The 22,586-nt window shown below is 60.4% G+C and carries 27 protein-coding genes; 22 read left to right on the top strand and 5 right to left on the bottom strand.

The features are described from left to right. The first annotated feature begins 103 nt into the window (after positions 1-103). Genes rluC through GDV60_RS19825 form a run of 3 tightly spaced genes read left to right on the top strand, consistent with a single transcriptional unit; the run spans position 104 to position 2,723 of the window. Entirely contained in the window at positions 104-1,063 is a 960-nt protein-coding gene (rluC, locus tag GDV60_RS19835; RefSeq protein ID WP_005790558.1) for a 23S rRNA pseudouridine(955/2504/2580) synthase RluC, read from the top strand. Next, positions 1,050-1,712 (top strand): HAD-IIIA family hydrolase, encoded by a 663-nt coding sequence (locus tag GDV60_RS19830; protein WP_092237592.1) that lies wholly within the window; start codon positions 1,050-1,052, stop codon positions 1,710-1,712. Before rluC ends, GDV60_RS19830 begins: the two co-directional genes overlap by 14 nt. Positions 1,713-1,733: 21 nt before the next feature. Further along, entirely contained in the window at positions 1,734-2,723 is a 990-nt protein-coding gene (locus GDV60_RS19825) for a S49 family peptidase (protein ID WP_092237589.1), read from the top strand. 127 nt (positions 2,724-2,850) lie between these two features. Here the strand turns inward: GDV60_RS19825 and GDV60_RS19820 are convergent, their stop codons facing one another. Further along, positions 2,851-3,429 carry a nucleoside triphosphate pyrophosphatase gene (locus GDV60_RS19820; protein ID WP_092237586.1) on the bottom strand — a complete coding sequence of 193 codons (579 nt, stop codon included), beginning with the start codon at positions 3,427-3,429 and terminating at the stop codon, positions 2,851-2,853. A 105-nt stretch (positions 3,430-3,534) separates the two neighbouring features. On the opposite strand from GDV60_RS19820, the gene GDV60_RS19815 reads away from it, so the two are divergent. The 16 genes from GDV60_RS19815 (at position 3,535) to GDV60_RS19740 (ending at position 16,738) form a co-directional block, all read left to right on the top strand. Next, on the top strand, positions 3,535-4,065 hold the full coding sequence (locus GDV60_RS19815) for a YceD family protein (protein WP_029299696.1): 531 nt from the start codon (positions 3,535-3,537) through the stop codon (positions 4,063-4,065). A gap of 13 nt (positions 4,066-4,078) precedes the next feature. Then, positions 4,079-4,261, top strand: a complete 183-nt coding sequence (gene rpmF / locus GDV60_RS19810) for a 50S ribosomal protein L32 (RefSeq protein WP_008152339.1) — start codon at positions 4,079-4,081, stop codon at positions 4,259-4,261. A gap of 4 nt (positions 4,262-4,265) precedes the next feature. Next, positions 4,266-5,276, top strand: a complete 1,011-nt coding sequence (gene plsX / locus GDV60_RS19805; RefSeq protein ID WP_071610008.1) for a phosphate acyltransferase PlsX — start codon at positions 4,266-4,268, stop codon at positions 5,274-5,276. Positions 5,277-5,403: 127 nt separating this feature from the next. Then, on the top strand, positions 5,404-6,342 hold the full coding sequence (gene fabD, locus GDV60_RS19800) for an ACP S-malonyltransferase (RefSeq protein WP_159908533.1): 939 nt from the start codon (positions 5,404-5,406) through the stop codon (positions 6,340-6,342). Between the two features lie 17 nt (positions 6,343-6,359). Continuing rightward, entirely contained in the window at positions 6,360-7,103 is a 744-nt protein-coding gene (gene fabG, locus GDV60_RS19795) for a 3-oxoacyl-ACP reductase FabG (RefSeq protein ID WP_029299688.1), read from the top strand. 191 nt (positions 7,104-7,294) lie between these two features. After that, positions 7,295-7,531, top strand: coding sequence for an acyl carrier protein (gene acpP, locus GDV60_RS19790; protein ID WP_010165887.1), 237 nt, complete (start codon positions 7,295-7,297; stop codon positions 7,529-7,531). Positions 7,532-7,652: 121 nt separating this feature from the next. Then, on the top strand, positions 7,653-8,897 hold the full coding sequence (gene fabF / locus GDV60_RS19785) for a beta-ketoacyl-ACP synthase II (RefSeq protein WP_029299686.1): 1,245 nt from the start codon (positions 7,653-7,655) through the stop codon (positions 8,895-8,897). Further along, positions 8,897-9,712, top strand: a complete 816-nt coding sequence (gene pabC, locus GDV60_RS19780) for an aminodeoxychorismate lyase (RefSeq protein WP_159908531.1) — start codon at positions 8,897-8,899, stop codon at positions 9,710-9,712. The genes fabF and pabC overlap by 1 nt, the downstream gene beginning before the upstream one ends. Before the next feature lies 1 nt (position 9,713). Next, positions 9,714-10,808 (top strand): endolytic transglycosylase MltG, encoded by a 1,095-nt coding sequence (gene mltG / locus GDV60_RS19775; protein WP_029299684.1) that lies wholly within the window; start codon positions 9,714-9,716, stop codon positions 10,806-10,808. A gap of 19 nt (positions 10,809-10,827) precedes the next feature. After that, positions 10,828-11,460 (top strand): dTMP kinase, encoded by a 633-nt coding sequence (tmk, locus tag GDV60_RS19770; protein ID WP_092237575.1) that lies wholly within the window; start codon positions 10,828-10,830, stop codon positions 11,458-11,460. After that, positions 11,453-12,439 carry a DNA polymerase III subunit delta' gene (locus tag GDV60_RS19765; protein WP_133714976.1) on the top strand — a complete coding sequence of 329 codons (987 nt, stop codon included), beginning with the start codon at positions 11,453-11,455 and terminating at the stop codon, positions 12,437-12,439. Before tmk ends, GDV60_RS19765 begins: the two co-directional genes overlap by 8 nt. A gap of 65 nt (positions 12,440-12,504) precedes the next feature. Then, positions 12,505-13,287: a TatD family hydrolase gene (locus GDV60_RS19760; RefSeq protein ID WP_092237570.1), complete on the top strand. Its 783-nt coding sequence runs from the start codon at positions 12,505-12,507 to the stop codon at positions 13,285-13,287. Between the two features lie 426 nt (positions 13,288-13,713). After that, positions 13,714-14,367: a TetR/AcrR family transcriptional regulator gene (locus GDV60_RS19755; RefSeq protein ID WP_029299679.1), complete on the top strand. Its 654-nt coding sequence runs from the start codon at positions 13,714-13,716 to the stop codon at positions 14,365-14,367. Positions 14,368-14,506: 139 nt separating this feature from the next. After that, on the top strand, positions 14,507-15,475 hold the full coding sequence (locus GDV60_RS19750) for a GTP 3',8-cyclase MoaA (protein WP_104910730.1): 969 nt from the start codon (positions 14,507-14,509) through the stop codon (positions 15,473-15,475). 74 nt (positions 15,476-15,549) lie between these two features. Then, positions 15,550-16,155 carry a DUF4823 domain-containing protein gene (locus GDV60_RS19745; protein ID WP_029299675.1) on the top strand — a complete coding sequence of 202 codons (606 nt, stop codon included), beginning with the start codon at positions 15,550-15,552 and terminating at the stop codon, positions 16,153-16,155. A gap of 16 nt (positions 16,156-16,171) precedes the next feature. Beyond that, complete coding sequence (locus tag GDV60_RS19740) at positions 16,172-16,738, top strand: DUF1285 domain-containing protein (protein WP_159908529.1); 567 nt, start codon at positions 16,172-16,174, stop codon at positions 16,736-16,738. Between the two features lie 118 nt (positions 16,739-16,856). On the opposite strand, the gene GDV60_RS19735 is transcribed toward GDV60_RS19740, so the two are convergent. The 3 genes from GDV60_RS19735 to GDV60_RS19725 all read right to left on the bottom strand — a co-directional run bounded on the left by GDV60_RS19735 (position 16,857) and on the right by GDV60_RS19725 (position 18,803). Then, entirely contained in the window at positions 16,857-17,117 is a 261-nt protein-coding gene (locus GDV60_RS19735) for a hypothetical protein (protein ID WP_159908527.1), read from the bottom strand. Between the two features lie 53 nt (positions 17,118-17,170). Further along, entirely contained in the window at positions 17,171-17,509 is a 339-nt protein-coding gene (locus GDV60_RS19730) for a hypothetical protein (protein WP_070994635.1), read from the bottom strand. 85 nt (positions 17,510-17,594) lie between these two features. Continuing rightward, positions 17,595-18,803, bottom strand: coding sequence for an MFS transporter (locus GDV60_RS19725; RefSeq protein ID WP_029299668.1), 1,209 nt, complete (start codon positions 18,801-18,803; stop codon positions 17,595-17,597). Between the two features lie 184 nt (positions 18,804-18,987). Between GDV60_RS19725 and GDV60_RS19720 the strand changes: the two genes are divergently transcribed. Together GDV60_RS19720 and GDV60_RS19715 are read left to right on the top strand one after the other, a co-directional pair. Continuing rightward, positions 18,988-19,467: a GNAT family N-acetyltransferase gene (locus GDV60_RS19720; protein ID WP_029299666.1), complete on the top strand. Its 480-nt coding sequence runs from the start codon at positions 18,988-18,990 to the stop codon at positions 19,465-19,467. A 72-nt stretch (positions 19,468-19,539) separates the two neighbouring features. Next, entirely contained in the window at positions 19,540-20,343 is an 804-nt protein-coding gene (locus GDV60_RS19715; protein ID WP_029299664.1) for an IclR family transcriptional regulator, read from the top strand. Here GDV60_RS19715 and GDV60_RS19710 read toward each other — a convergent pair whose 3' ends face one another. Then, a complete protein-coding gene (locus GDV60_RS19710; protein WP_029299662.1) occupies positions 20,344-21,396 on the bottom strand; it encodes an NAD(P)-dependent alcohol dehydrogenase in 1,053 nt (350 codons plus the stop codon). It lies immediately after the preceding gene. A gap of 181 nt (positions 21,397-21,577) precedes the next feature. On the opposite strand from GDV60_RS19710, the gene GDV60_RS19705 reads away from it, so the two are divergent. Beyond that, positions 21,578-22,471 carry an AraC family transcriptional regulator gene (locus GDV60_RS19705; RefSeq protein ID WP_029299660.1) on the top strand — a complete coding sequence of 298 codons (894 nt, stop codon included), beginning with the start codon at positions 21,578-21,580 and terminating at the stop codon, positions 22,469-22,471. Positions 22,472-22,586 lie beyond the last annotated feature (115 nt).

The following is a 22,586-nucleotide window of genomic DNA, read 5'->3' as shown; positions in this document are numbered from 1 at the left end:
TTTGCCGCGAGTCCTCTGTCCAGGCCGCTTTTGGCGGCGTTCGCGACTATAGCAGCAATGATTAAGTGCTTCAATTCCATAAAAAATTGTTATCATTCCCGCCATGACGACTACCACCCCCCCGACCCCCAGCGTCCAGCTGCTTGAGGTCTCGCCGGAATATGCCGGCCAACGCATCGACAATTTTCTTCTGGCCAGGCTCAAAGGCGTGCCCAAGACCTTGATTTATCGCATTTTGCGTAAAGGCGAAGTGCGGGTGAACAAGGGTCGGATCAAGCCCGAGTACAAGCTGCAGGCGGGCGATATCGTCCGCGTGCCGCCTGTGCGGGTGCCTGAGCGTGACGAGCCCGTGCCGCTGGCCCAGGGCCTGTTGCAACGCCTCGAAGCCTCGATTGTCTTCGAAGACAACAAGCTGATCGTGATCAACAAGCCGTGTGGCATTGCGGTTCATGGCGGCAGCGGCCTGAATTTCGGGGTGATCGAAGCCTTTCGTCAGTTGCGTCCGGATGCCAAGGAGTTGGAGTTGGTCCATCGCCTGGATCGCGATACCTCCGGCCTGCTGATGATCGCCAAGAAGCGCAGCATGTTGCGCCACCTGCATACCGCCTTGCGCGGCGATGGCGTGGACAAGCGGTATATGGCCTTGGTGCGTGGCAATTGGGCATCGTCGATCAAGAGCGTGCGTGCGCCGTTGCAGAAGAGCAACCTGCGCTCCGGCGAGCGTATGGTCGAGGTGGACGAGGAGGGCAAGGAGGCGCTGACCCTGTTCAAGGTGCTACGGCGTTTCGGCGACTTTGCAACCATGGTCGAGGCCAAGCCGGTGACCGGGCGTACCCACCAGATTCGCGTACATACCTTGCACGCCGGCCACTGTATTGCTGGCGATACCAAGTATGGCGACGAGGGGTTCTCCAAGGAAATCCGTGATCTGGGCGGCAAGCGCCTGTTCCTGCACGCCTACATGCTGACGGTGCCGTTGCCAGATGGTGGTGAATTGAAGTTACAGGCGCCCGTCGATGAGATGTGGGCCAAGACCGTGGAGCGCCTGAGTGTCGCGCCCTGACTATAAACTGCTGATTTTTGACTGGGATGGCACCCTGTGCGATTCCATTGGCCGGATTGTCGAGTCCATGCATATGGCCTCGACCCGCTCCGGCTTTGAGTTGTGCAGTGACCTGGCGGTCAAGGGCATCATTGGCCTGGGTTTGCCCGAAGCCATTCGTACCTTGTACCCGCAGATATCCGACAGTGAACTGGTAGCGTTCCGCGAGCACTACGCCGATCACTACATTGCCCTTGAGTCCGAACCTTCGCCTTTGTTCGATGGGGTGGTGCAGTCCCTGGCGGCATTGCGTGAGCAGGGCTATCACCTGGCAGTGGCCACCGGCAAGGCCCGGCGCGGGCTGGATCGGGTGCTCAAGGCCAATGGCTGGGAAGATTACTTCGACGTCACACGGGCCGCCGATGAAACCGCGAGCAAGCCTCATCCGTTGATGCTGGAGCAGATCATGGCCCATTGCGGCGTTTCTGCCCGTGAGTCGTTGATGGTCGGCGATGCCTCGTTTGACCTGCTGATGGCGCGCAATGCCGGCATGGACAGTGTTGCCGTCAGTTATGGCGCCCAGTCCCCGGAAGCGCTGCAGGCTTACGAGCCGCGCCTGACGATCGACAGGTTTTCGCAATTGCACGCCTGGCTCAACCAGGCCCGTTAAGTTTTTGCTGGGGTAGATGGCATGACCGATGAGTGGAAGGCGCCGACCAAGGCCGCTGCCGACAATGGCGATGATAAAAGCTGGAAACTGCTGGAAAAAACCCTGCTGGCGGGTGTCCAGGAGCAGCGTCGGGCGCGGCGCTGGGGGATCTTCTTCAAGCTCCTGACCTTTACCTACCTGATCGGCATGTTGGTGCTGTTCAGTCCCTTGGTGGATATGGAAAAAAGCGCCGCCCGCAGCGGCAGCTACACCGCGCTGATCGAAGTGCGCGGGGTGATTGCCGACAAGGAGTCTGCCAGCGCCGACAATATCGTCAGCAGCCTGCGCACCGCCTTCGAGGATCCCAAGGTCAAGGGTGTGGTGCTGCGCATCAATAGCCCGGGTGGCAGTCCGGTGCAGTCGGGCTATGTCTATGACGAAATCCGCCGCCTGCGCGCGTTGCATCCTGAGATCAAGCTGTACGCGGTGATCTCTGATCTGGGGGCTTCGGGCGCCTATTACATTGCCAGTGCTGCCGACCAGATTTACGCCGACAAGGCGAGCCTGGTGGGTTCCATTGGCGTGACGGCGGCCGGCTACGGGTTTGTCGGGGCCATGGAGAAGCTGGGGGTTGAGCGGCGTACCTACACCTCGGGCGAGCATAAGTCGTTTCTCGACCCGTTCCAGCCACAAAAGGCTGACGAAACCCAGTTCTGGCAGAGCGTGCTCGACACCACCCATCGCCAGTTCATTGCGAGCGTCAAGCAGGGGCGCGGTGAGCGGCTCAAGGATAAAGAACATCCGGAGTTGTTCTCCGGGCTGATCTGGTCTGGCGAACAGGCCTTGCCGTTGGGCTTGATCGATGGCCTGGGCAGTGCCAGTTCGGTGGCGCGGGATGTGATTGGCGAGAAGGAGTTGGTGGACTTCACCGTCCAGGAATCGCCGTTCGATCGCTTCTCCAAGCGTCTGGGTGCCAGTGTGGCGGAGAAGCTGGCGCTGTATATGGGCTTCCAGGGCCCGACCCTGCGCTGATCTCAGGTTGGCATAGCTCAAAATGTGGTGCGGGCTTGCTCGCGAATGCGCAGTGTCAGTCACTGGCTGTGTATCTGACACGCCGCATTCGCGAGCAAGCCCTCTCCCGCATGGGGTTTGTGGTGGTCTACGGTACTTGCACGCCTTCGGCCAGCAGCATATCTACCAGGCGAATCAGCGGTAGGCCGATGAGGCTGGTGGCGTCCGGGCCTTCGGTGCTTTGAAATAGGCTCACCCCCAGCCCTTCAGCCTTGAAGCTGCCAGCGCAATCGTAGGGCTGTTCAGTCCGCAGGTAGCGCTCGATCTGCGCCGGCTCCAGTTGGCGCATTGTGACGGTGAAGGGGACGCAGTCCACCTGGCAGTGCCCGGTCTCGCTATTGAGCAGTGCCAGGCCGGTGAGGAAGCTGACCTGTCGGCCGCTGGCCGCCAGCAATTGTTCACGGGCCTTTTCAAAGGTGTGGGGCTTGCCGATGATCTGGCCATCCAGCGCCGCGACCTGGTCCGAGCCGATGATCAGGTGCCCTGGGTGGCTGTTGGCGAGGGCGCGGGCTTTCTCTTCGGCCAGGCGCTTGACCAGGTCGACCGCGGACTCATTTGCACGATGGTTTTCGTCGATATCCGGAGAGCTGCAGATGAACGGCAGCTGCAGGCGATTCAACAGTTCCCGGCGATAAACCGAGCTGGAAGCGAGTAATAAAGGCAACATGTGGCTCTCCTCAAGGCAGTCGCGGATTCTAGCGAGTGGGCAGTCTGGCGCACAGGGCTGAATTTCCTTTGACATGGGCGGGTGCATCCCTATAATGCTGCGCCTATGTTGAATGACCCGATTCCACCTCACGTTGACCCGCGCAAATTGGCTGATCGTGGCACCACCCTTCAAGGTGAAGTGTTGCTGGCCGATTTGGAGAGACTCTGCGACCCGCTTTCCGACAATGTCGGTACGGTGCAGGCTAAATTCGTTTTTGAACGAGATGAACGTAAATCTGTGGTAATTCACAGCTTTATCGACACCGAGGTCAAAATGGTTTGCCAGCGTTGTCTTGAGCTGGTCACCCTGCCGATCCACAGCGAATGCAGTTATGCTGTGGTGAAAGAGGGTGCGAATACCCAGTCGTTGCCGAAAGGTTATGACGTGCTGGAACTGGGCGAAGATCCTTTGGATCTGCATGCACTGATCGAGGAGGAGCTTCTGCTCGCCTTGCCCATTGTGCCTGCTCATCATCCGGAAGAATGCCAGCAGCCGGCGGGGCTCGATGACGAGTCCGAACCGAGCGAGGACGAGGTAACGCGGTCCAACCCGTTCAGTGTATTGGCGCAGTTAAAGCGTGACCCAAACGTTTAGGAGTTAATCAATTATGGCTGTTCAGCAGAACAAAAAATCCCGCTCTGCCCGTGACATGCGTCGTTCCCACGATGCCCTGACGGCAAGCACTCTGTCTGTAGAAAAAACCACCGGTGAAATTCACCTGCGTCACCACGTATCGCCAGAAGGCGTATACCGTGGCCGTAAAGTGATCGACAAGGGCGCTGACGAGTAATCACTTGTCTGCTCAAGTCATCGCGATTGACGCAATGGGCGGGGACTTCGGTCCCCGCAGCATTGTTCAGGCGTGCATTGCCAGCCTGTCCGCTACGCCCTCGCTGCACCTGACCCTTGTCGGTCAACCTTCCCTACTTGAAGAACTGATTGCCAGCCATCCGGCTGTGGATCGCGCGCGCCTGACGATAACGCCAGCCAGCGAAACCATCGGCATGGATGAAAAGCCAGCCCAGGCCCTGCGTGGCAAGCCCGATTCCTCCATGCGCGTAGCCCTTGAGTTGCTGCGTGATGGCAAGGTCCAGGCCTGTGTCAGTGCCGGCAACACCGGGGCCTTGATGGCCTTGTCCCGTCATGTGCTGAAAACCCTGCCGGGCATTGATCGGCCGGCGATGGTCGCGGCGATCCCGACACAGCGTGGCTACTGTCAGTTGCTGGACCTGGGAGCGAATGTCGATTGCAGCGCCGAGCACCTGTTGCACTTTGCCCTGATGGGGTCGGTTGCGGCCGAAGCGCTGGGTGTGGTGCGTCCGCGCGTGGCGTTGCTGAACATCGGTACCGAGGACATCAAGGGCAACCAGCAGGTCAAGTTGGCCGCCAGCCTGTTGCAACAGGCGCGGGGCTTGAACTACATCGGGTTTGTCGAGGGCGATGGGTTGTATCGCGGCGAGGCCGATGTGGTGGTTTGTGACGGTTTTGTCGGAAATATTCTGCTCAAGTCCAGCGAAGGCCTGGCAACGATGATTGCCGCGCGGATCGAGGCGTTGTTCAAGCGCAACCTGGCTTCCCGGCTGGTGGGTGCCCTGGCGCTACCCTTGATGCGGCGCCTGCAGGCGGACCTGGCCCCGGCGCGGCATAATGGCGCAAGCTTCCTCGGTTTGCAGGGCATTGTGGTAAAAAGCCACGGTTCGGCAGGGGTCCAGGGCTTTCAGAGTGCCATTGCGCGCGCGCTGATCGAGATCCAGGAGAACCTGCCGCAACGCTTGCATGGCCGTCTTGAGGATCTGTTGCCTTAGGCGAATCGGGCCGGGAATGCTTAAATGTGACCGGCCAGTTCAATTGACCATCCAATCTGTCAGTTTCTTGCGCTCCCAGCTGTGGGGCGTCAATTCACCGACGACCAGATCATTAGGGGCTTGTTACATGTCTACATCCCTCGCATTCGTCTTTCCAGGGCAGGGTTCGCAGTCCCTCGGCATGTTGGCCGAGCTGGGCGCGCAATACCCGCTGGTCCTGGAAACATTCAAGGAAGCTTCCGCTGCCTTGGGCTACGACCTTTGGGCATTGACCCAGGACGGGCCGGAAGAACTGCTCAACCAAACCGATAAAACCCAGCCGGCGATCCTGACGGCTTCCGTCGCGCTGTGGCGCGTCTGGCTGGCTGAAGGCGGCGCACGCCCGGCTTTTGTCGCCGGCCACAGCCTGGGCGAGTACAGCGCCTTGGTCGCCGCAGGCAGCCTGACCCTCGCTGAGGCGGTCAAGCTGGTAGAGCGCCGTGGTCAACTGATGCAAGAGGCTGTTCCGGCCGGGCAGGGCGGCATGGCCGCTATTTTGGGCCTGGACGACACCGTGGTGGCCGAAGCCTGTGCCGAAGCGGCCCAGGGCGACGTGGTCAGCGCGGTGAACTTCAACTCCCCTGGTCAGGTGGTGATCGCCGGTGCCAAGGCTGCGGTCGAGCGTGCCATCGAAGGTTGCAAGGCCCGCGGTGCCAAACGTGCATTGCCACTGCCGGTCAGCGTGCCATCCCATTGCGAGTTGATGCGCCCGGCGGCCGAGCGTTTCGCCGAGTCCATCGCAGCCATCAACTGGCAGGCGCCGCAGATCCCGTTGGTACAAAACGTCAGCGCCGACGTGGCACCCGACCTCGAAACCCTCAAGCGCGACCTGCTGGAGCAACTGTACAAGCCGGTGCGCTGGGTTGAGTCGGTCCAGACCCTGGCTGCCAAGGGCGCTACTCAACTGGTTGAGTGTGGTCCGGGCAAAGTCCTGGCCGGTCTCAACAAGCGCTGCGCCGAAGGCGTGTCGACTTCCAATCTCAATACCCCGGATGGCTTCGCAGCCACCCGCGCCGCACTGGCCTGAACTAAGGAGAAGCCTGCATGAGTCTGCAAGGTAAAGTTGCACTGGTTACCGGCGCAAGCCGTGGCATTGGCCAGGCGATTGCCCTGGAACTGGGCCGTCAGGGCGCGGTAGTGATCGGTACTGCGACCTCCGCCTCCGGCGCCGAGCGTATCGCGGCGACCCTCAAGGAAAACGGCGTGCAGGGCACTGGCCTGGAACTCAACGTGACTAGCGATGAGTCCGTGGCTGCCGTGCTGGCGCAGATCACTGCACAGTTCGGGACGCCGGCCATTCTGGTGAACAACGCCGGTATTACCCGCGACAACCTGATGATGCGCATGAAAGACGACGAGTGGTACGACGTGGTCGATACCAACTTGAACAGTCTGTTTCGCCTGTCCAAGGGTGTTTTGCGCGGCATGACCAAGGCGCGTTGGGGTCGAATTATCAATATTGGCTCCGTAGTGGGTGCCATGGGCAACGCAGGCCAAGTAAACTACGCCTCTGCCAAGGCCGGCCTGGAAGGTTTCAGCCGTGCCCTGGCGCGTGAAGTCGGCTCGCGGTCGATTACGGTCAACTCGGTGGCTCCAGGGTTTATCGATACCGATATGACCCGCGAATTGCCTGAAGCGCAGCGTGAAGCGTTGCTGACGCAAATTCCGCTGGGCCGTCTGGGCCAGGCCCAAGAGATCGCCAATGTGGTCTCTTTCCTGGCGTCTGACGGTGCGGCATACGTGACTGGGGCTACAATCCCGGTGAACGGCGGGATGTACATGAGTTAAATTGTGACGGATCGCTTCAAAAAAATGTCATACGAGCTGTCTAAAATCCGTTATAAAGCTGCAATCTATTTATAGACAGGTGGTCGGTAGGGTACGAGGGTGAAGCTTTCAGTTGAAAAGCTGAAAAGCCTTTCTATACACTTACCCACTGGCCAGCTGCCTGAATTTGTCCATTAGGAGTTAAACAAGGTATGAGCACCATCGAAGAGCGCGTCAAGAAAATCGTCGCCGAGCAACTGGGCGTTAAAGAAGAAGAAGTGACCAACACTGCTTCCTTCGTAGAAGACCTGGGTGCCGATTCCCTTGACACCGTTGAGCTGGTGATGGCTCTGGAAGAGGAATTCGAGACCGAAATCCCGGACGAAGAAGCTGAAAAAATCACTACTGTTCAAGCTGCTATCGACTACGTTACTAGCCACCAGGCGTAATAGTTTGTAATCGTCGCTTGCTGTTATGGAAAAACCGCACTGCTATAACGGCGTGCGGTTTTTTCATTAGCTCTGATGAAAAGTCAGCTCAAGTGTCGTCATCAAGAAAAAGGAGAGTGCTGTGTCGCGTAGACGCGTCGTAGTCACCGGTATGGGTATGTTGTCGCCACTGGGTACGGATGTGCCGAGCAGTTGGCAGGGCATTCTGGCTGGCCACAGTGGTATTGGTCTGATTGAACATACGGACCTTTCTGCCTATTCCACCCGTTTTGGCGGCTCGGTAAAGGGCTTCAATGTCGAGGAATATCTCTCGATCAAAGAATCCCGCAAACTCGACCTGTTCATTCAATACGGCCTGGCAGCCGGTTTTCAGGCGGTGCGTAACGCCGGCCTGGAAGTGACCGATGCCAACCGTGAGCGCATTGGCGTGGCCATGGGTTCGGGTATTGGCGGTTTGACCAATATCGAAGAAACCAGCCGTACCTTGCACGAATCCGGCCCTCGTCGAATTTCACCGTTCTTCGTCCCGGGCTCGATCATCAATATGATTTCCGGTTTCCTGTCCATCCATCTGGGTGCCCAGGGGCCTAACTACGCCATTTCCACGGCGTGCACCACGGGCACTCACTGCATCGGCATGGCGGCGCGCAATATCGCCTATGACGAGGCTGACGTGATGATCGCCGGTGGCGCCGAAATGGCTGCCTGCGGCCTGGGCATGGGTGGCTTCGGCGCGTCCCGTGCGCTGTCGACGCGCAATGACGAGCCGACCCGCGCCAGTCGTCCGTGGGACAAGGGCCGTGATGGCTTTGTACTGTCCGACGGTGCCGGTGCCCTGGTCCTCGAAGAGCTGGAGCACGCCAAGGCCCGTGGCGCGACGATCTATGCCGAACTGATCGGTTTTGGCATGAGTGGCGATGCGTACCACATGACCTCGCCACCTGCCGACGGTGCGGGCGCCGCGCGTTGCATCAGCAATGCCCTGCGCGACGCGAAGATCAACGTCGATCAAGTGCAGTACATCAACGCCCACGGCACCTCGACGCCGACGGGCGACCTGGCGGAAGCCCAGGCCATCAAGTCGGTATTCGGCGAGCACGCCTACAAGCTGGCGGTCAGCTCCACCAAGTCCATGACCGGTCACCTGTTGGGTGCGGCAGGTGCGGTCGAAGCGATTTTCAGCGTGCTGGCAATCAAGGATCAGGTCGCGCCGCCGACCATCAACCTTGATGAACCAGATGAGGGCTGCGACCTGAACTTCGTGCCTCACGAGCCGCAGAAAATGCCGATCGATGTGGTGTTGTCCAACTCGTTCGGCTTTGGCGGTACCAACGGTTCCCTGGTGTTCCGCCGGTTCGCCGAGTGATGCACAGCTGGGTCGACGGTCAGCCAGCGGACGCCGTGCCGCTGAAAGATCGCGGCCTGGCCTACGGCGATGGTCTGTTTGAAACCATCGCAGTCAAGGCCGGGCAGCCCGTGCTGCTTGATCGTCACCTGCAACGCCTCGACGAGGGTTGCAGGCGCCTTGCGCTTGCCGCAGACCAGGAACTGGTCCGCAGCGAAGTGCTGGCCTTTGCCGCAGCCCTGGGCGATGGCGTACTCAAGTTGATCCTCACCCGTGGCGATAGCCAGCGGGGTTATGGCATCAACGCTGGCGCCTCGGTGCGCCGTATTCTGCAAGGCAGCCCGCCTGCCACCTATCCCCAGACTCATGGTTCTTCAGGCGTTCGCCTGTTCCCATGCGCTACCCGTTTGTCCGAGCAACCTTTGCTCGCAGGTCTCAAGCACCTAAACCGCCTCGAACAGGTCATGGCCCGCGCCGAGTGGCAAGATGCCGATCACGCGGAAGGATTGATGCTGGATATGTCCGGGCGCGTCATCGAAGGCGTGTTCAGCAACCTGTTCCTGATGCATGACGGCCAGTTGCTGACGGCCGACCTGAGCCGCTGCGGCGTGGCCGGCGTCATGCGGGGCGAGCTGTTGGCCAGGGCCGAGGGGTTGGGCATTGTCACCACCGTTGCCGATATCAGCCTTGCGCAGTTGCAGCAGGCTGATGAAGTGTTCGTCTGCAACAGCGTATATGGCATTTGGCCGGTGCTTGGATGTGGGCCAATGAGCTGGTCGGCTGGGCCGCTCACCCGTAAACTGCAGGGCATTGTTCGCGCGCTATTGGGTGTTTGATTTGAGACGTAAAATTGTATTGCTGCTGGAGATCGGTCTGGTCCTGGCGGGTTTGCTGCTGGGCTTTTCGGCCTGGAAGCTGGACTCGGCCTTGAAGCAGCCGCTGAATCTGTCCCAGGAGCAATTGCTGGATGTAGCGGCTGGTGCGACCCCTACCGGTACTTTCAATCGTCTGGAAAACGACGGTGTACTTGAGGATGCCTTCTGGCTGCGCCTTTACTGGCGCTTCAATCTTGAGGGTCAGCCACTGCACAGTGGCGAGTACCGCATGACGCCAGGCCTGACGGCCCAGGGCCTGATCGGCCTGTGGCAACGCGGTGAAGTGGTGCAGTACAGCCTGACGCTGGTGGAGGGCTGGAACTTCCGCCAGGTGCGCAGTGCGCTGGCCAAGCACGAAAAGATCGAGCAGACCCTGACGGGCTTGAGTGACCGCGAGGTGATGGCAAAAATCGGCCATCCCGACGTCTTCCCGGAAGGGCGGTTCTTCCCTGATACCTACCGTTTCGTGCGCGGCATGACCGATGTCGAGTTCCTGAAGAAAGCCTACAACCGCCTGGACGATGTACTTGAGCAGGAATGGAGCCGACGTGCCCCGGATGCGCCCTATACCGACCCCTACCAGGCGCTGATCATGGCATCGCTGGTCGAGAAGGAAACCGGCGTGCCTGAAGAGCGTGGGCAGATTGCCGGGGTGTTTGTGCGGCGTCTGAAGATCGGCATGCTGCTGCAGACCGACCCCACCGTGATCTACGGCATGGGCGAGCGCTACAACGGCAAGTTGACGCGCGCGCACCTGAAAGAAGCCACGCCCTATAACACCTACATGATCAGCGGCTTGCCACCGACGCCGATTGCCATGGTCGGCCGCGAAGCGATCCATGCCGCGTTGAATCCGGTACCGGGCAGCAGCCTGTATTTCGTGGCACGGGGCGATGGCAGCCATATTTTCTCCGATAGCCTGGATGCCCATAATGCCGCGGTGCGCGAGTACCAACTCAAGCGTCGCGCCGATTATCGCTCCAGCCCTGCGCCGGCCACACCTGCGACCGTTGAGCCTGTCGCGCCTGAAGCTGCGCCCGCGCAAAGCCCGCAATGACTCTGATTAAGGACTGCCTGTGACTGGCTTGTTTATTACCCTGGAAGGCCCGGAAGGCGCCGGCAAGAGTACCAACCGTGAATACCTGGCCGAGCGCTTGCGGGCCGCAGGGATCGAGGTGCTGCTGACCCGCGAGCCCGGCGGCACGCCCCTGGCGGAGAAGATCCGCGAGGTGTTGCTGGCGACTGGCGACGAGGTCATGAACCCGGACACCGAGTTGTTGCTGGTGTTTGCCGCGCGTGCCCAGCACCTGGGCGAAGTGATCCGGCCGGCGCTGGCCCGTGGTGCGGTGGTGATCTGCGACCGCTTTACCGATTCCACCTACGCCTACCAAGGCGCCGGCCGTGGCTTGTCCCTGGAGCGCATCGCGACCCTGGAGACCTTTGTCCAGGGCGATCTGCGCCCGCACCTGACCCTGGTCTTCGACCTGCCGGTGGACGTCGGCCTGGCGCGGGCCAGCGCCCGTGGTCGCCTGGACCGCTTCGAGCTGGAAGGCCGGGCATTTTTTGAAGCGGTGCGCGCGGCGTACCTCCAGCGTGCCGAAGCTGCACCGTCGCGCTATTGCTTGCTGGATGCCGCGCAACCGCTGGAGCAAGTGCAACAGGCCATCGATGCGCTGCTCCCGAAACTGTTGGAGCTTTACCGTGGCTGAAGCCTATCCGTGGCAGGACAGCCTATGGCAGCAATTGGCCGGACGTGCCCAGCATGCCCATGCCTATCTGCTCCATGGGCCGGCAGGCATCGGCAAGCGCGCCTTGGCCGAGCGCTTGATGGCTCGCCTGCTGTGTCAGCAGCCAGCAGGGCTTGAGGCGTGCGGGCAATGCAAATCGTGCCTGCTGCTCAAGGCCGGCAGCCATCCGGACAACTACGTGCTGGAGCCTGAAGAGGCCGACAAGGCGATCAAGGTTGACCAGGTACGTGACCTGGTGAGCTTCGTGGTGCAGACCGCGCAGATGGGCGGGCGCAAGGTGGTGCTGATCGAGCCGGTGGAGTCGATGAACATCAACGCCGCCAACGCCTTGCTCAAGAGCCTTGAGGAGCCCTCGGGCGACACCGTGCTGCTGCTGGTCAGTCATCAGTCCAGCCGTTTGCTGCCGACGATTCGCAGTCGTTGCGTGCAACAGGCCTGCCCGCTGCCGAGCGAGGCCATGAGTTTGCAATGGCTGGGCCAGGCCTTGCCAGAGTGCAGTGAGCAGGAGCGGGTTGAATTGCTGACCCTGGCGGCCGGCTCACCCCTGGCGGCGGTCAGCCTGCAGGCCCAGGGCGTACGCGAGCAGCGTGCGCAGGTGGTCGACGGGGTGAAGAAGCTGCTCAAGCAAGAGCAGTCTGCCACGCAACTGGCCGAGGGCTGGAAAGACGTGCCGCTGTTGCTGCTGTTTGACTGGTTCTGTGATTGGTCCAGCTTGATCTTGCGCTATCAACTGACCCAAGACGAGAGCGGCCTGGGCTTGATGGACATGCGCAAGGTCGTGCAGTACCTGGCTCAGAAGAGCGCCCAGGACAAGGTTTTGAACATTCAGGACTGGATCCTCGCCCAGCGCCAGAAGGTCCTGGGCAAGGCCAACCTGAACCGGGTGCTGTTGCTTGAGGCACTGTTGGTGCAGTGGGTCGGGTTACTCGGCCGACGTTGATATTCTCGGGGCCGACGGATGTCTCGTTGGCCAGACACTTCCTGTGACGCAAGTTGTAACTTCTTATGCTCGTAGATTCCCATTGCCACCTTGATCGCCTCGACCTCGCCGCCCACGGCGGCTCCCTGGATGCCGCCCTCGACGCCGCACGCCAGCGTGGCGTCGGGCATTTCCTGTGCATCGGCGTCAGCGCCGAGAACGCCGCCGACGTCAAGGCCCTGGCTGAGCGCTATGCCGACGTGGATTGCTCGGTAGGCATCCATCCCCTGGACCTCAAGCCTGGCGAAGCCCCGGCCCTTGACTGGCTGCTGGGCGAACTCAATCACCCGCGAGTGGTGGCCATTGGCGAGACCGGCCTGGATTACCACTACGAGCCGCAAGCCGCCGCTTTGCAGCAGGCCTCGTTCCGCCTGCACCTGCAAGCGGCGCAGCAGACCGGTAAACCAGTGATCGTCCATACCCGTGGCGCCCGTGCCGACACCCTGGCCTTGCTGCGCGAGGCGGCGCTGCCCCAGGCGGGCGTGTTGCATTGTTTTACCGAAGACTGGGAGATGGCCAAGGCGGCGCTCGACCTGGGGTTCTATATTTCCCTGTCGGGGATTGTCACCTTCCGCAATGCTGATGCCCTGCGGGATGTGGCGCGCCAGGTGCCGGCGGATCGTTTGCTGGTGGAAACCGACTCACCTTACCTCGCGCCAATCCCCCATCGCGGTAAACCGAACCTCCCGGAATATGTGCGGGATGTGGCGGATTACCTGGCGATGTTGCGCGGCGAGTCTGTCGAGCGTTTTGCCGAGCAGACCACCGAGAACTTCAAGCGCCTGTTCCCGTTGGCGCACGTTCGCTGAATCCAAGGCAAAAAAAACCCGGGTTCTGGGGGGTGAATCCGGGTTAAGACCATTAGGAGTAAATAAAGGTACGCGGTCCATTGGTACCCCTATCGGTGTTTCACTTGGGGGAGATGTCACACCGACAGATGAAGTATTGATCAGTATCCCGTGCAGTCCAGCCGCATCTGATCGTTTTTTAAACAGATTTGGAATACGTGCGCTTCGCTTGAGTTCTCATTGAGCGGCAATACATTGCGCGAACCTGTGTTTTATTTCTGACCCATATCGCTTGATTCGTTGGCGGGCTGTAAGTTTAGTGTATGGGTTGTTCATATAGACGTTGCCCAACGACCGCCCAGTCGGGATAATCCCTCGCACCGGGTAAAACGTTCCGTCATCGGGGCATTCAACCCTCCCAATACTGACCTCTGCAGACCTCTTTCTATGCACAAAGAACCCCGTAAGGTCCGTGAGTTTCGCCGCCGTGAGCAGGAAATTCTCGACACCGCGCTCAAATTGTTCCTCGAACAGGGTGAAGACAGCGTCACCGTCGAGATGATTGCGGATGCCGTGGGTATCGGCAAAGGCACGATCTACAAGCACTTCAAGTCCAAGGCCGAGATCTACTTGCGCCTGATGCTCGATTACGAGCGCGATTTGAACGAGCTGCTGCACTCGGCCGATGTCGACAAAGACAAGGAAGCGCTGTCCCGGGCTTACTTTGAGTTCCGCATGCGTGACCCGCAGCGCTACCGCCTGTTCGACCGCCTCGAAGAAAAGGTGGTCAAGGGCCATCAAGTGCCGGAAATGGTCGAGGAGTTGCACAAGATCCGTGCTTCGAACTTCGAGCGCCTGACCCTGCTGATCAAGGGTCGGATCAGTGAAGGCAAGCTGGAAGATGTGCCGCCTTACTTCCACTACTGCGCCGCCTGGGCGTTGGTGCATGGTGCCGTGGCGCTGTACCACTCGCCATTCTGGAGCAACGTGCTGGAAGATCAGGAAGGCTTCTTCCAGTTCCTGATGGACATCGGCGTACGCATGGGCAACAAGCGCAAGCACAGCACCGACCTGCCGAACCCCGAGACGCCTGCCACATAAGGCATTCATCCGGACAATGGCCGGTTGATTTACTGCCGTATGTAGTAACCCAGGAATATACTCAGGCAAGGACCTTGCTAAAATCTGATTTATGAGTCAGGTTTTAGCACGCCCGAATTATCCGCTGCCGGAGTGATCCATGATCGTTGATCGTCAAGGCAGGCGTTTTCGCAATTTGCGGATCAGCCTGACCTCAGCCTGCAATTACGCCTGTACCTACTGTGTGCCCAACGGCAAGCGGTTGGTGGCTGCGCAGGACGAGCTCTCGGCCGAGGCCATGGCCCGTGGGGTGGCCTACCTGATCGAGGCTGCGGGCATCGATCGTCTGCGCATCACCGGCGGCGAGCCGCTGGTCAGTCCCAAGCTCGAAACCTTTATGCAGGCCGTCGGGCAGATGGGCTTGAGCGATATCAGTTTGACCACCAATGGCCAGTTACTAGCACGCAAGTTGCCATTACTGGTCGATGCCGGTATTCGCCGTATCAATGTTTCCCTCGATACCCTCGATGCCGCTGCCTTTCGCGGGATCGCCAGGGGGGGCGACCTGGCCACGGTCCTCGATGGCATGGAGCAGGCGCGTGCGGCGGGTATCAAGATCAAGGTCAATATGGTGCCGTTGCGCGGGCAGAACCTCGACCAAGTCATGCCCCTGCTGGAGTATTGCCTGGAGCGCGGCTATGAACTGCGTTTTATCGAGTTGATGCGCATGGGCCACCTTGCGAGCGACTCCAACGCATTCCTGCAACAGTTCGTCAGCCTGCAACAGCTGTTGAGCCTGATTGGCGAGCATCACGAATACCTGCAGGCTGACGCCCCGGTAGATGCCACGGCCGTGCGCTATGAAATTCCCGGTCAGGGCTTCTTCGGCGTGATCGCCAATGAAAGTGTGCCGTTTTGCCGGACCTGTTCGCGTCTGCGCCTTTCTTCGACCGGCTGGTTGCACGGCTGCCTGTCGTCGAGCAACCGCCACTATGTCGGCGACCTGTTGGACAAGCCGCGCCACCAGGCCCTTCCGGCGTTACAGCGTCTGCTGGTCAAGGCCTTGGGCGACAAGCAGGAAGTGGCGTTTTCCGGCGGGGCTACCGTGATGAAGATCATTGGCGGGTAGCCAGGCAAGCTGGCGCAAAATCTGCATCTGGTGCCCATTCGCCGGTTTTCCGTCACCGGCTCCTGGAGGATAGGATGCGTAGTCTGGTTTTGTTGCTGGCGTCGTTCGCGCTGGGTGGCTGCATGACAGTCAGCGATATGGCCGAAGGCACTCGCTATCAGATGAGCGATGCCGGTTTGCTGGATCACAGCGACACCCGTCGTTCCAACTCGGTTCGCATACAGCCCGATTCGTTTGTATTTATCGCCCAGGGCGCGTTCACGCCGCCGGGCAGCGCCTATCCGCGTCCCAATGTGGTGGCCGAGGAAGCCTTCAATGGCTTTATCGAATACTTCCCCATGGTCCGCCGTGCCCGCGCCCCGCAAGGGCTGGAGCAGGCCATGGCCGAAGCCCGTGAGGTAGGCGCCCATTACCTGTTGTATACGCGGTTCGCCAAGGCCGATGATCGTATCGGCAATGCAGACGAGTGGGCCGATCAGGAAGCCCTGGACCGACTGGGCGTCGACAGCGGGGTCATCCAGATCATGTTGATCGAGACCAGCACCCAATATTTGATCGATACTGCACGGATTCGCAGTCGTGGCGGTTTACTGACGTTCCACGACAACAAACCCGAAGATCTGCTTGGCCCACCGCTGCGCCAGTACGCCCGCAGCCTGTTGGGCATGAGCGACCAGTAATTCAAAGGAGAACAGCATGACGGATTCGGCCAAGGCCAATGATTTGTTGGCGCAGTTGCCCAAGGGCAAGGGACCGGCTCCGGTTCATCTGTGGAACCCGGATTTCTGTGGCGATATCGACATGCGTATCGCCCGTGATGGCACCTGGTATTACTTGGGCACGCCTATCGGGCGCAAACCGATGGTCAAGCTGTTCTCCAACATCATCCGTCGCGATGGCGATGATTACTTCTTGATCACGCCGGTGGAAAAGGTCGGGATCAAGGTGGATGACGCGCCCTTTGTGGCCGTGTCACTGGAGGTCGAGGGCGATGGCGAGAACCAGCTCCTGAGGTTTACCTCCAATGTCGAAGACCTGATCGAAGCCGGCCCGGCGCATCCGTTGCGGGTGGTGATTGATCCAGACACCCAGGAGCCTTCGCCCTACGTGCTGGTGCGCAACAACCTTGAGGCGCTGGTCCACCGCAACGTGTTCTACCAGTTGGTGGAACTGGCAGTAACACGCCGGATCGACGGCGAGAGTTGGCTGGGCGTCTGGAGTGGCGGGGTGTTCTTCCCGATAGGCCTGGAGCCCAGGGACTGATACCGGCAAGCCGGCTCCTGCATAGGTTTGGAATGTTTGTAGGAACTGGCTTACCAGCGATGACGGCCTGCCTAGCGCTCTATCATCACCAGGCACACCGCTATCGCCGGCAAACCGTCTATTGCGCGTCTTCGAGCTTGCGCGCCGCGTCCACGCCGGATGCTGTCAGTTTGATCGGCAGGTGCAATGCGTGTTCGCCGGCCTCGTTACAGGTCACATGGCCTTCCTTGATCAGCCCGCGGTCCTGAAGGATCGCCAGGGTACTGGCCACGACTTTTTCGCCCCGGTAGTTATCCAGCACCTCCTTGCCCAAGCCATTCGGGTGCGCGTGCAGCAAGCGGGTGAGGACTTCTTTCTCAAGGTTTTTATCGACGTTCATGCATACCTCTTCAGGGTCAGTGGTGGGGTAGTGTTCGTCTGTCGGCCAGTGGCTCAAGGCTGTTTTGGCGCGCCGGGCAGGTTGTCATCGTTGCCGCTGGGGGTGGCATTCTTGCCGGGGCCGATCTTGCCGTTCTCGACATCGGTGCCCAGGCCCTGGCGGTTGCCGTCATTGCCTCGGGTGCGTGGGTCGGCGCCGTCCTGGATGATGGCTCCGCCATTGGTATCGAGCCCGGTGCCCATGGAGTTCTCGGTTTCTTGGGTGGCGGGGTTGGGCGGGCTACCAATAGGGTCGGTCTTGCCGGTGGAAGGGTCGGTTGCCGCAACACTGGCCAGGGACACCGCAGACAGCAAGCCAGCGAAGGCGAGGGCAGTCACTTTGGAAGTATTCATGGTGGAGCCTCCATAGGAATAAAGTCCTTACCTTAGGTTGGTCAGCCCACTCTTATTGTTGGTGCCTGGATCACGACGAACGGTGCTAGGTCACCTGTAAGATTTTGTGTTTCGACACCCGACGCCAAATCAGGCGCAGCACTGTGATCAGCCAGTTGAGCAAGGCGATGCCCAATACACTGGCGAGCAGGGTTGGCACGCCATGCTCGACAATCAGCTTGCCCGCCAGCAGCGGAAACCCGAACACCCCGATAAAGTACGACAGGCTGAACAGCAGCAAGGCTTGGGGCGTGCTGGCAGTTGGCGCCTCGTTGGCGGCCAGGCCGTTGATCACTGAATAGGTCAGGCCGTAACCCACTCCCAAGGTGATAGCCGCCAGCAAGTAGCTGAAGCTGTCATGCACGCCGAAGCTGAACATCAGGATCGACACCAGCATCAATCCGGATAACACACAGGCCGACCAGTACGCATCCCGCTTGACCACCACGCTGGCAATCAACAATCGACTGGTGATCGCCGCGCCCATGAAGCCCAGGAAAAACAGCGAGTAATCCAGCCCCTGACTTGCCGCGTAGCTGGTCTGGAAACTCGACAGCCCGCCAAACACACAGCCGCCCAGGCCAACCATGATGATCGCGAATGCCGCCTTCGACCCCAGTACGCGCCGGGTGCTGGCCCAGGAGATTTTCGACACGGTGCCAGTCCCCAGCAAGTTGGGTTGCTGCTTGAGATAGCTGCCCAGGCGCCAGAACATCAGCACGCCCACCAGGCTGGCGAGAGCTGCAATATAAAATGCGCTTTCCAGAGGCAGGCCCATGGCGCTGGCCGCCCGCCCCAACAGGGGGCCCGAACCGATGCCGGTCATCATGCTCCCCGACAGCCAGGCGAAATACTTGGCCCTGTGGCTGGGCGCCACCAGCATCGCCACGATGATCGGGCCCAGGGTGTAGAACACGCCCCAGCCCAGCCCGAGGGTCAGGCCGAACAGCATCAGGCCCTGGCCAAAACCCGGCGTCAGGGCAAAGCCCAGGCAGGCCACCACCAGCAGGATCCCCAGGCAGGCAATTGAGCGCGCGGCACCCAGGGCATCGGCCAGGTGCCCGGATGCAATCACCGCGATAAACGTACTGAGCATCGCCATGGAAATCACGCTGCCGGCGTCGTGTTCATTGCCGCCTCTGGAATCGATCAGCAGCGACAACAAAAACGTCGAGCCATACGACAGTGACAGCAGGTAGCTGGCAAGGCAGAACAGGGCGAAGAGCGTTCCGCCAACTGGAGCAGAGGGGCGCATGGGCAAGCCTTGGGGTTTGTTGGATTTATGGCGGACTTTTTACCACGGGCCACCCCGTGCTTTGTTCTGTGGTTACTGGCGTCAGCATTGCTGCGCAGCGGAGTAATCGCGTGCATAAATCCCTGCAAGCGGTCATCAAAGCGCCTTAGTATGTGTCCTTTCTTTTTTAGCCGCAGGCCTGTTCATGACCATCGAGATCCGTCCCGCCGTACCCAGCGATGCTGCGCAGATCCTGACCTTTATTACTGAACTGGCCGAGTACGAAAAAGCCCGCCACGAAGTGATCGCCAGCGTGGTGGATATCGAGCGCAGCCTGTTCAGCGAAGGTGCCACCGCCCATGGCCTGATCTGCCTGCGCGACGGCTTGCCGATTGGTTTTGCGGTGTTCTTCTTCAGCTATTCCACTTGGCTTGGCAGCAACTGCCTGTATCTGGAAGACCTGTACATCAACCCGGAGCAGCGCGGCGGCGGGGCGGGCAAGAAGTTGCTGCGCCACCTGGCGAAGATCGCCTACGACAATGGCTGTGGGCGCTTTGAGTGGAGCGTGCTGGACTGGAACGAACCGGCCATTGCGTTCTACAAATCCATCGGCGCCCAACCCCAGGAAGAGTGGGTGCGCTACCGCATGGAAGGCGATGCGTTGCGTGAGTTTGCCCAAGGCTGAGATCGGCCCTGTTATGAGGCCCGGCATTTGCCATAATGGCCGCCGCTTTCGCATTTCCAGATAGGCTCCGACATGCAGGAAAACCCACCGACGCCCGCCAAAGACTCCGCGCCCACGGGCACCCAGACCCTGTTGCGCGGCCTGGGCGTGGTGCAGGCGGTGGCGTCCGGGGCGCGGGATCTCAAGGAGATTGCCCGGCGCATCGGCACCACTCGCAGCACCACGCATCGCCTGGCCAGTTGCCTGGTGGACGAGCGCTACCTGCGGGTAGTGCCGCAAGTCGGCTACCTGCTGGGCCCCAAGCTGATCGAGTTGGGCTTCCAGGCCCGGGAAGAACTGCCGCTGGTGACGCTGGCGATGCCTTATCTGGATGAGCTGTCGGCGCTGACCGGCGACACCATCCACCTGGCGATCCGTGAATACGACGATGTGCTGTACCTGCACAAGAATCCTGGGCGCAACGGCCCGGAAATGCGCTCGCGGGTCGGCCACCGCATGCCCCTGGCACGTACCGGGATCGGCAAGGCCTTGTTGCTCGATGATTCGCAAGAGGAATGGCAGCGCCTGTATCAGGCCAGCTTGCCGGTAGGCGGGAAAAACCTGCACTGGCCGCAGCACCCGGAACAATCCTGGGAGCAATTCGAGCAACGCATGCGCGAATATGTCGCGGGCGGCTATGCGTTCGACCTGGAAGACAACGAGCCGTCGATCCGCTGTGTGGCCGCGCCCGTGCGCGATGCCAGCCGGCGGATTGTCGCCGGCATCAGCATCGCCAGTACGGTGCCCTACATGCCGCTGGAAAAAATGGCCGAGTTGATTCCTGTGGTCAAACAGGTTGCAGCACGGCTGTCAGCGGAGTTGGGGGCGAAGGCCTGATCAAGCCTTCAGGGTGGTCATGTCGATCACGAAGCGGTACTTCACGTCGCCAGCAATCATGCGTGTATAGGCTTCGTTGATCTGGCGGATATCGAGCATTTCGATGTCGCAGGTAATGCCATGCTCGGCGCAGAAATCCAGGACTTCCTGGGTTTCGGCAATGCCGCCGATCAGTGAGCCGGCCAGCACTTTACGGCCCAGCACCAGCTTGGCGGCGTTGACCGGAGGGTCTACCGGCTCGATCAAACCCACCAGGATATGCACGCCGTCAAAGCGCAGGGTATCGAGGTAGGGGTTGAGGTCGTGCTGCACCGGAATGGTGTCCAGCAGGAAATCAAAATGCCCGGCGGCGGCTTTCATCTGCTCGGCATCGGTGGACACGATCACGTGATCGGCGCCCTGGCGCCGGCCTTCTTCTGCCTTGCTCGCGGAGCGGGTGAACAGCGTCACTTCAGCGCCCATGGCCTTGGCGAACTTGATGCCCATATGGCCCAGGCCGCCCATGCCGAGAATCCCGACCTTGTCGCCGGCCTTGACGCCATAGTGCTTGAGCGGCGAGTAGGTAGTGATGCCTGCGCAGAGGATTGGCGCAGCGCTGGCCAGGTCGAGCTTGGCCGGAATCTTCACCACGAAGTGCTCGCTGACCACGATGCTATCGGAGTAGCCGCCCATGGTGTTGCTGCCGTCCACGCGATCCGGGGTGGCATAGGTCATGGTCGGGCCTTCGAGGCAGTATTGCTCCAGGTCCGATTTGCAGGCTTCGCAGTGGCGGCACGAGTCCACCATGCAGCCCACGCCGACCAGGTCGCCGACTTTATGCGCGCTGACGCTGGCGCCGACGGCCGTGACCTTGCCGACAATCTCATGGCCCGGCATCAGCGGGTAGACGGCGATGCCCCATTCGTTGCGAGCCTGGTGGATGTCGGAGTGGCAGACGCCGCAGTACAGAATCTCGATTGCCACGTCATCGGCCCGCGGGCTGCGGCGTTCGAAAGACATGGGGGCGAGGGGAGTGGTGGCCGACTGGGCGGCGTAACCGATGGCGGTGTACATGTTGAAAACCTCGCAAAAGCTTGGACGGGAAAGGTGGCGAATTCTGCGCGTGGACCCGGTGGGCGAACATGGCAAATGCTCCGAGTCTCATGCCTATTCGTCCGGGAGTGCCCCTGGATTGGATTCATTGGCCGCCAGACCTGCGATGATGTTCTCATCCCTTTTTCGCGAAGTTTTTGCCATGTTGTTGACTCGCCATCTTGATGCCAACGCCACGCTGGTTTCCTTGATTGAGGGGCTGACGCCCCGCGATGGTTTTTCCCCGACTCACCTGGCGGGTGTGAAGGTGTTGCGCGCCAGTTGCGACGTAGCACGCGGCCCGCAGATCTACGAACCGAGCCTGATGTTCGTGGCCCAGGGCAGCAAGGTCGCCTACCTGGGCCCCAGGACGCTGGAGTACGGCGCCGGGCATTACCTGATCCAGGCAATGCCGGTGCCGTTCGAGTGCGAGACGTTTGCCATGGCCGCCGATGCCCCGCTGTATGGGGTGACTGTGGGTATTGATCGGGTGGTGTTGGGCGAGTTGGTGATGGCCATGGGCATGCAGGCCGGGCCACCGCCGACGGCGCAGACGTTGGAGTCGATGAGCTCGGTGGTACTGGATGACGCGATGCGCGGTTGCGTCGAGCGCCTGTTGCAGTGCCTGCACGATCCATTGGAGGCCCGGATCATGGGGCCGGCGCGGGTGCGGGAATTGTTGTTCACTGCGCTGCGTGGGCCTCAGGCCGACGTACTGCGCGCCCTGGTGGAGCAGCAGGGGCAGTTCTCGCGGATTGCCACGTCCTTGAACCACCTGCATGCCCATTACGCCGAACCCCTGAACATCGAGACCTTGGCCGGTTATGCGCATATGAGTGCGTCGACGTTCCATGAGCACTTCAAACGTTGCACCTTGTTGTCGCCGGTGCAGTACCTCAAGCGTCTGCGCTTGCTCAAGGCCCAACAGCTGTTGCTGGTGGAAGGCATGGGCGTGGCGCAGGCGGCGCATAACGTGGGGTATCAGAGTACGTCGCAGTTCAGTCGGGAATATAAACGCTATTTCGAGCGTAACCCGGGTGAAGAACGCGCCGCATAAATCCCAGAGATGCCTCTATCTAAATGTGGGAGCGGGCTTGCTCGCTGCCACATTAGATTTGTGTCGGCCATAAAAAAGGCTCTCCAGTGGAGAGCCTCATGTTCAAGCAGATGGC

It is taken from the genome of Pseudomonas sp. DTU12.1, assembly GCF_009873475.1.
GTDB lineage: Bacteria > Pseudomonadota > Gammaproteobacteria > Pseudomonadales > Pseudomonadaceae > Aquipseudomonas > Aquipseudomonas proteolytica.
Note: the sequence above shows the minus strand (reverse complement) of the source record. Positions and strands in the feature narration are given on the sequence as shown.

What these genes read in the sequence shown, in the direction of transcription:
- pabC (WP_159908531.1), top strand. Translation starts at nt 8,897, where the DNA reads ATGCACAGCTGGGTCGACGGTCAGCCAGCGGACGCCGTGCCGCTGAAA.
- GDV60_RS19760 (WP_092237570.1), top strand. Translation starts at nt 12,505, where the DNA reads ATGCTCGTAGATTCCCATTGCCACCTTGATCGCCTCGACCTCGCCGCC.
- GDV60_RS19710 (WP_029299662.1), bottom strand. Translation starts at nt 21,396, where the DNA reads ATGTACACCGCCATCGGTTACGCCGCCCAGTCGGCCACCACTCCCCTC.
- GDV60_RS19755 (WP_029299679.1), top strand. Translation starts at nt 13,714, where the DNA reads ATGCACAAAGAACCCCGTAAGGTCCGTGAGTTTCGCCGCCGTGAGCAG.
- GDV60_RS19820 (WP_092237586.1), bottom strand. Translation starts at nt 3,429, where the DNA reads ATGTTGCCTTTATTACTCGCTTCCAGCTCGGTTTATCGCCGGGAACTG.
- GDV60_RS19705 (WP_029299660.1), top strand. Translation starts at nt 21,578, where the DNA reads ATGTTGTTGACTCGCCATCTTGATGCCAACGCCACGCTGGTTTCCTTG.
- GDV60_RS19720 (WP_029299666.1), top strand. Translation starts at nt 18,988, where the DNA reads ATGACCATCGAGATCCGTCCCGCCGTACCCAGCGATGCTGCGCAGATC.
- GDV60_RS19740 (WP_159908529.1), top strand. Translation starts at nt 16,172, where the DNA reads ATGACGGATTCGGCCAAGGCCAATGATTTGTTGGCGCAGTTGCCCAAG.
- fabG (WP_029299688.1), top strand. Translation starts at nt 6,360, where the DNA reads ATGAGTCTGCAAGGTAAAGTTGCACTGGTTACCGGCGCAAGCCGTGGC.
- GDV60_RS19750 (WP_104910730.1), top strand. Translation starts at nt 14,507, where the DNA reads ATGATCGTTGATCGTCAAGGCAGGCGTTTTCGCAATTTGCGGATCAGC.
- GDV60_RS19715 (WP_029299664.1), top strand. Translation starts at nt 19,540, where the DNA reads ATGCAGGAAAACCCACCGACGCCCGCCAAAGACTCCGCGCCCACGGGC.
- GDV60_RS19725 (WP_029299668.1), bottom strand. Translation starts at nt 18,803, where the DNA reads ATGCGCCCCTCTGCTCCAGTTGGCGGAACGCTCTTCGCCCTGTTCTGC.
- GDV60_RS19735 (WP_159908527.1), bottom strand. Translation starts at nt 17,117, where the DNA reads ATGAACGTCGATAAAAACCTTGAGAAAGAAGTCCTCACCCGCTTGCTG.
- rluC (WP_005790558.1), top strand. Translation starts at nt 104, where the DNA reads ATGACGACTACCACCCCCCCGACCCCCAGCGTCCAGCTGCTTGAGGTC.
- GDV60_RS19745 (WP_029299675.1), top strand. Translation starts at nt 15,550, where the DNA reads ATGCGTAGTCTGGTTTTGTTGCTGGCGTCGTTCGCGCTGGGTGGCTGC.
- GDV60_RS19825 (WP_092237589.1), top strand. Translation starts at nt 1,734, where the DNA reads ATGACCGATGAGTGGAAGGCGCCGACCAAGGCCGCTGCCGACAATGGC.
- fabD (WP_159908533.1), top strand. Translation starts at nt 5,404, where the DNA reads ATGTCTACATCCCTCGCATTCGTCTTTCCAGGGCAGGGTTCGCAGTCC.
- GDV60_RS19815 (WP_029299696.1), top strand. Translation starts at nt 3,535, where the DNA reads ATGTTGAATGACCCGATTCCACCTCACGTTGACCCGCGCAAATTGGCT.
- rpmF (WP_008152339.1), top strand. Translation starts at nt 4,079, where the DNA reads ATGGCTGTTCAGCAGAACAAAAAATCCCGCTCTGCCCGTGACATGCGT.
- GDV60_RS19730 (WP_070994635.1), bottom strand. Translation starts at nt 17,509, where the DNA reads ATGAATACTTCCAAAGTGACTGCCCTCGCCTTCGCTGGCTTGCTGTCT.
- acpP (WP_010165887.1), top strand. Translation starts at nt 7,295, where the DNA reads ATGAGCACCATCGAAGAGCGCGTCAAGAAAATCGTCGCCGAGCAACTG.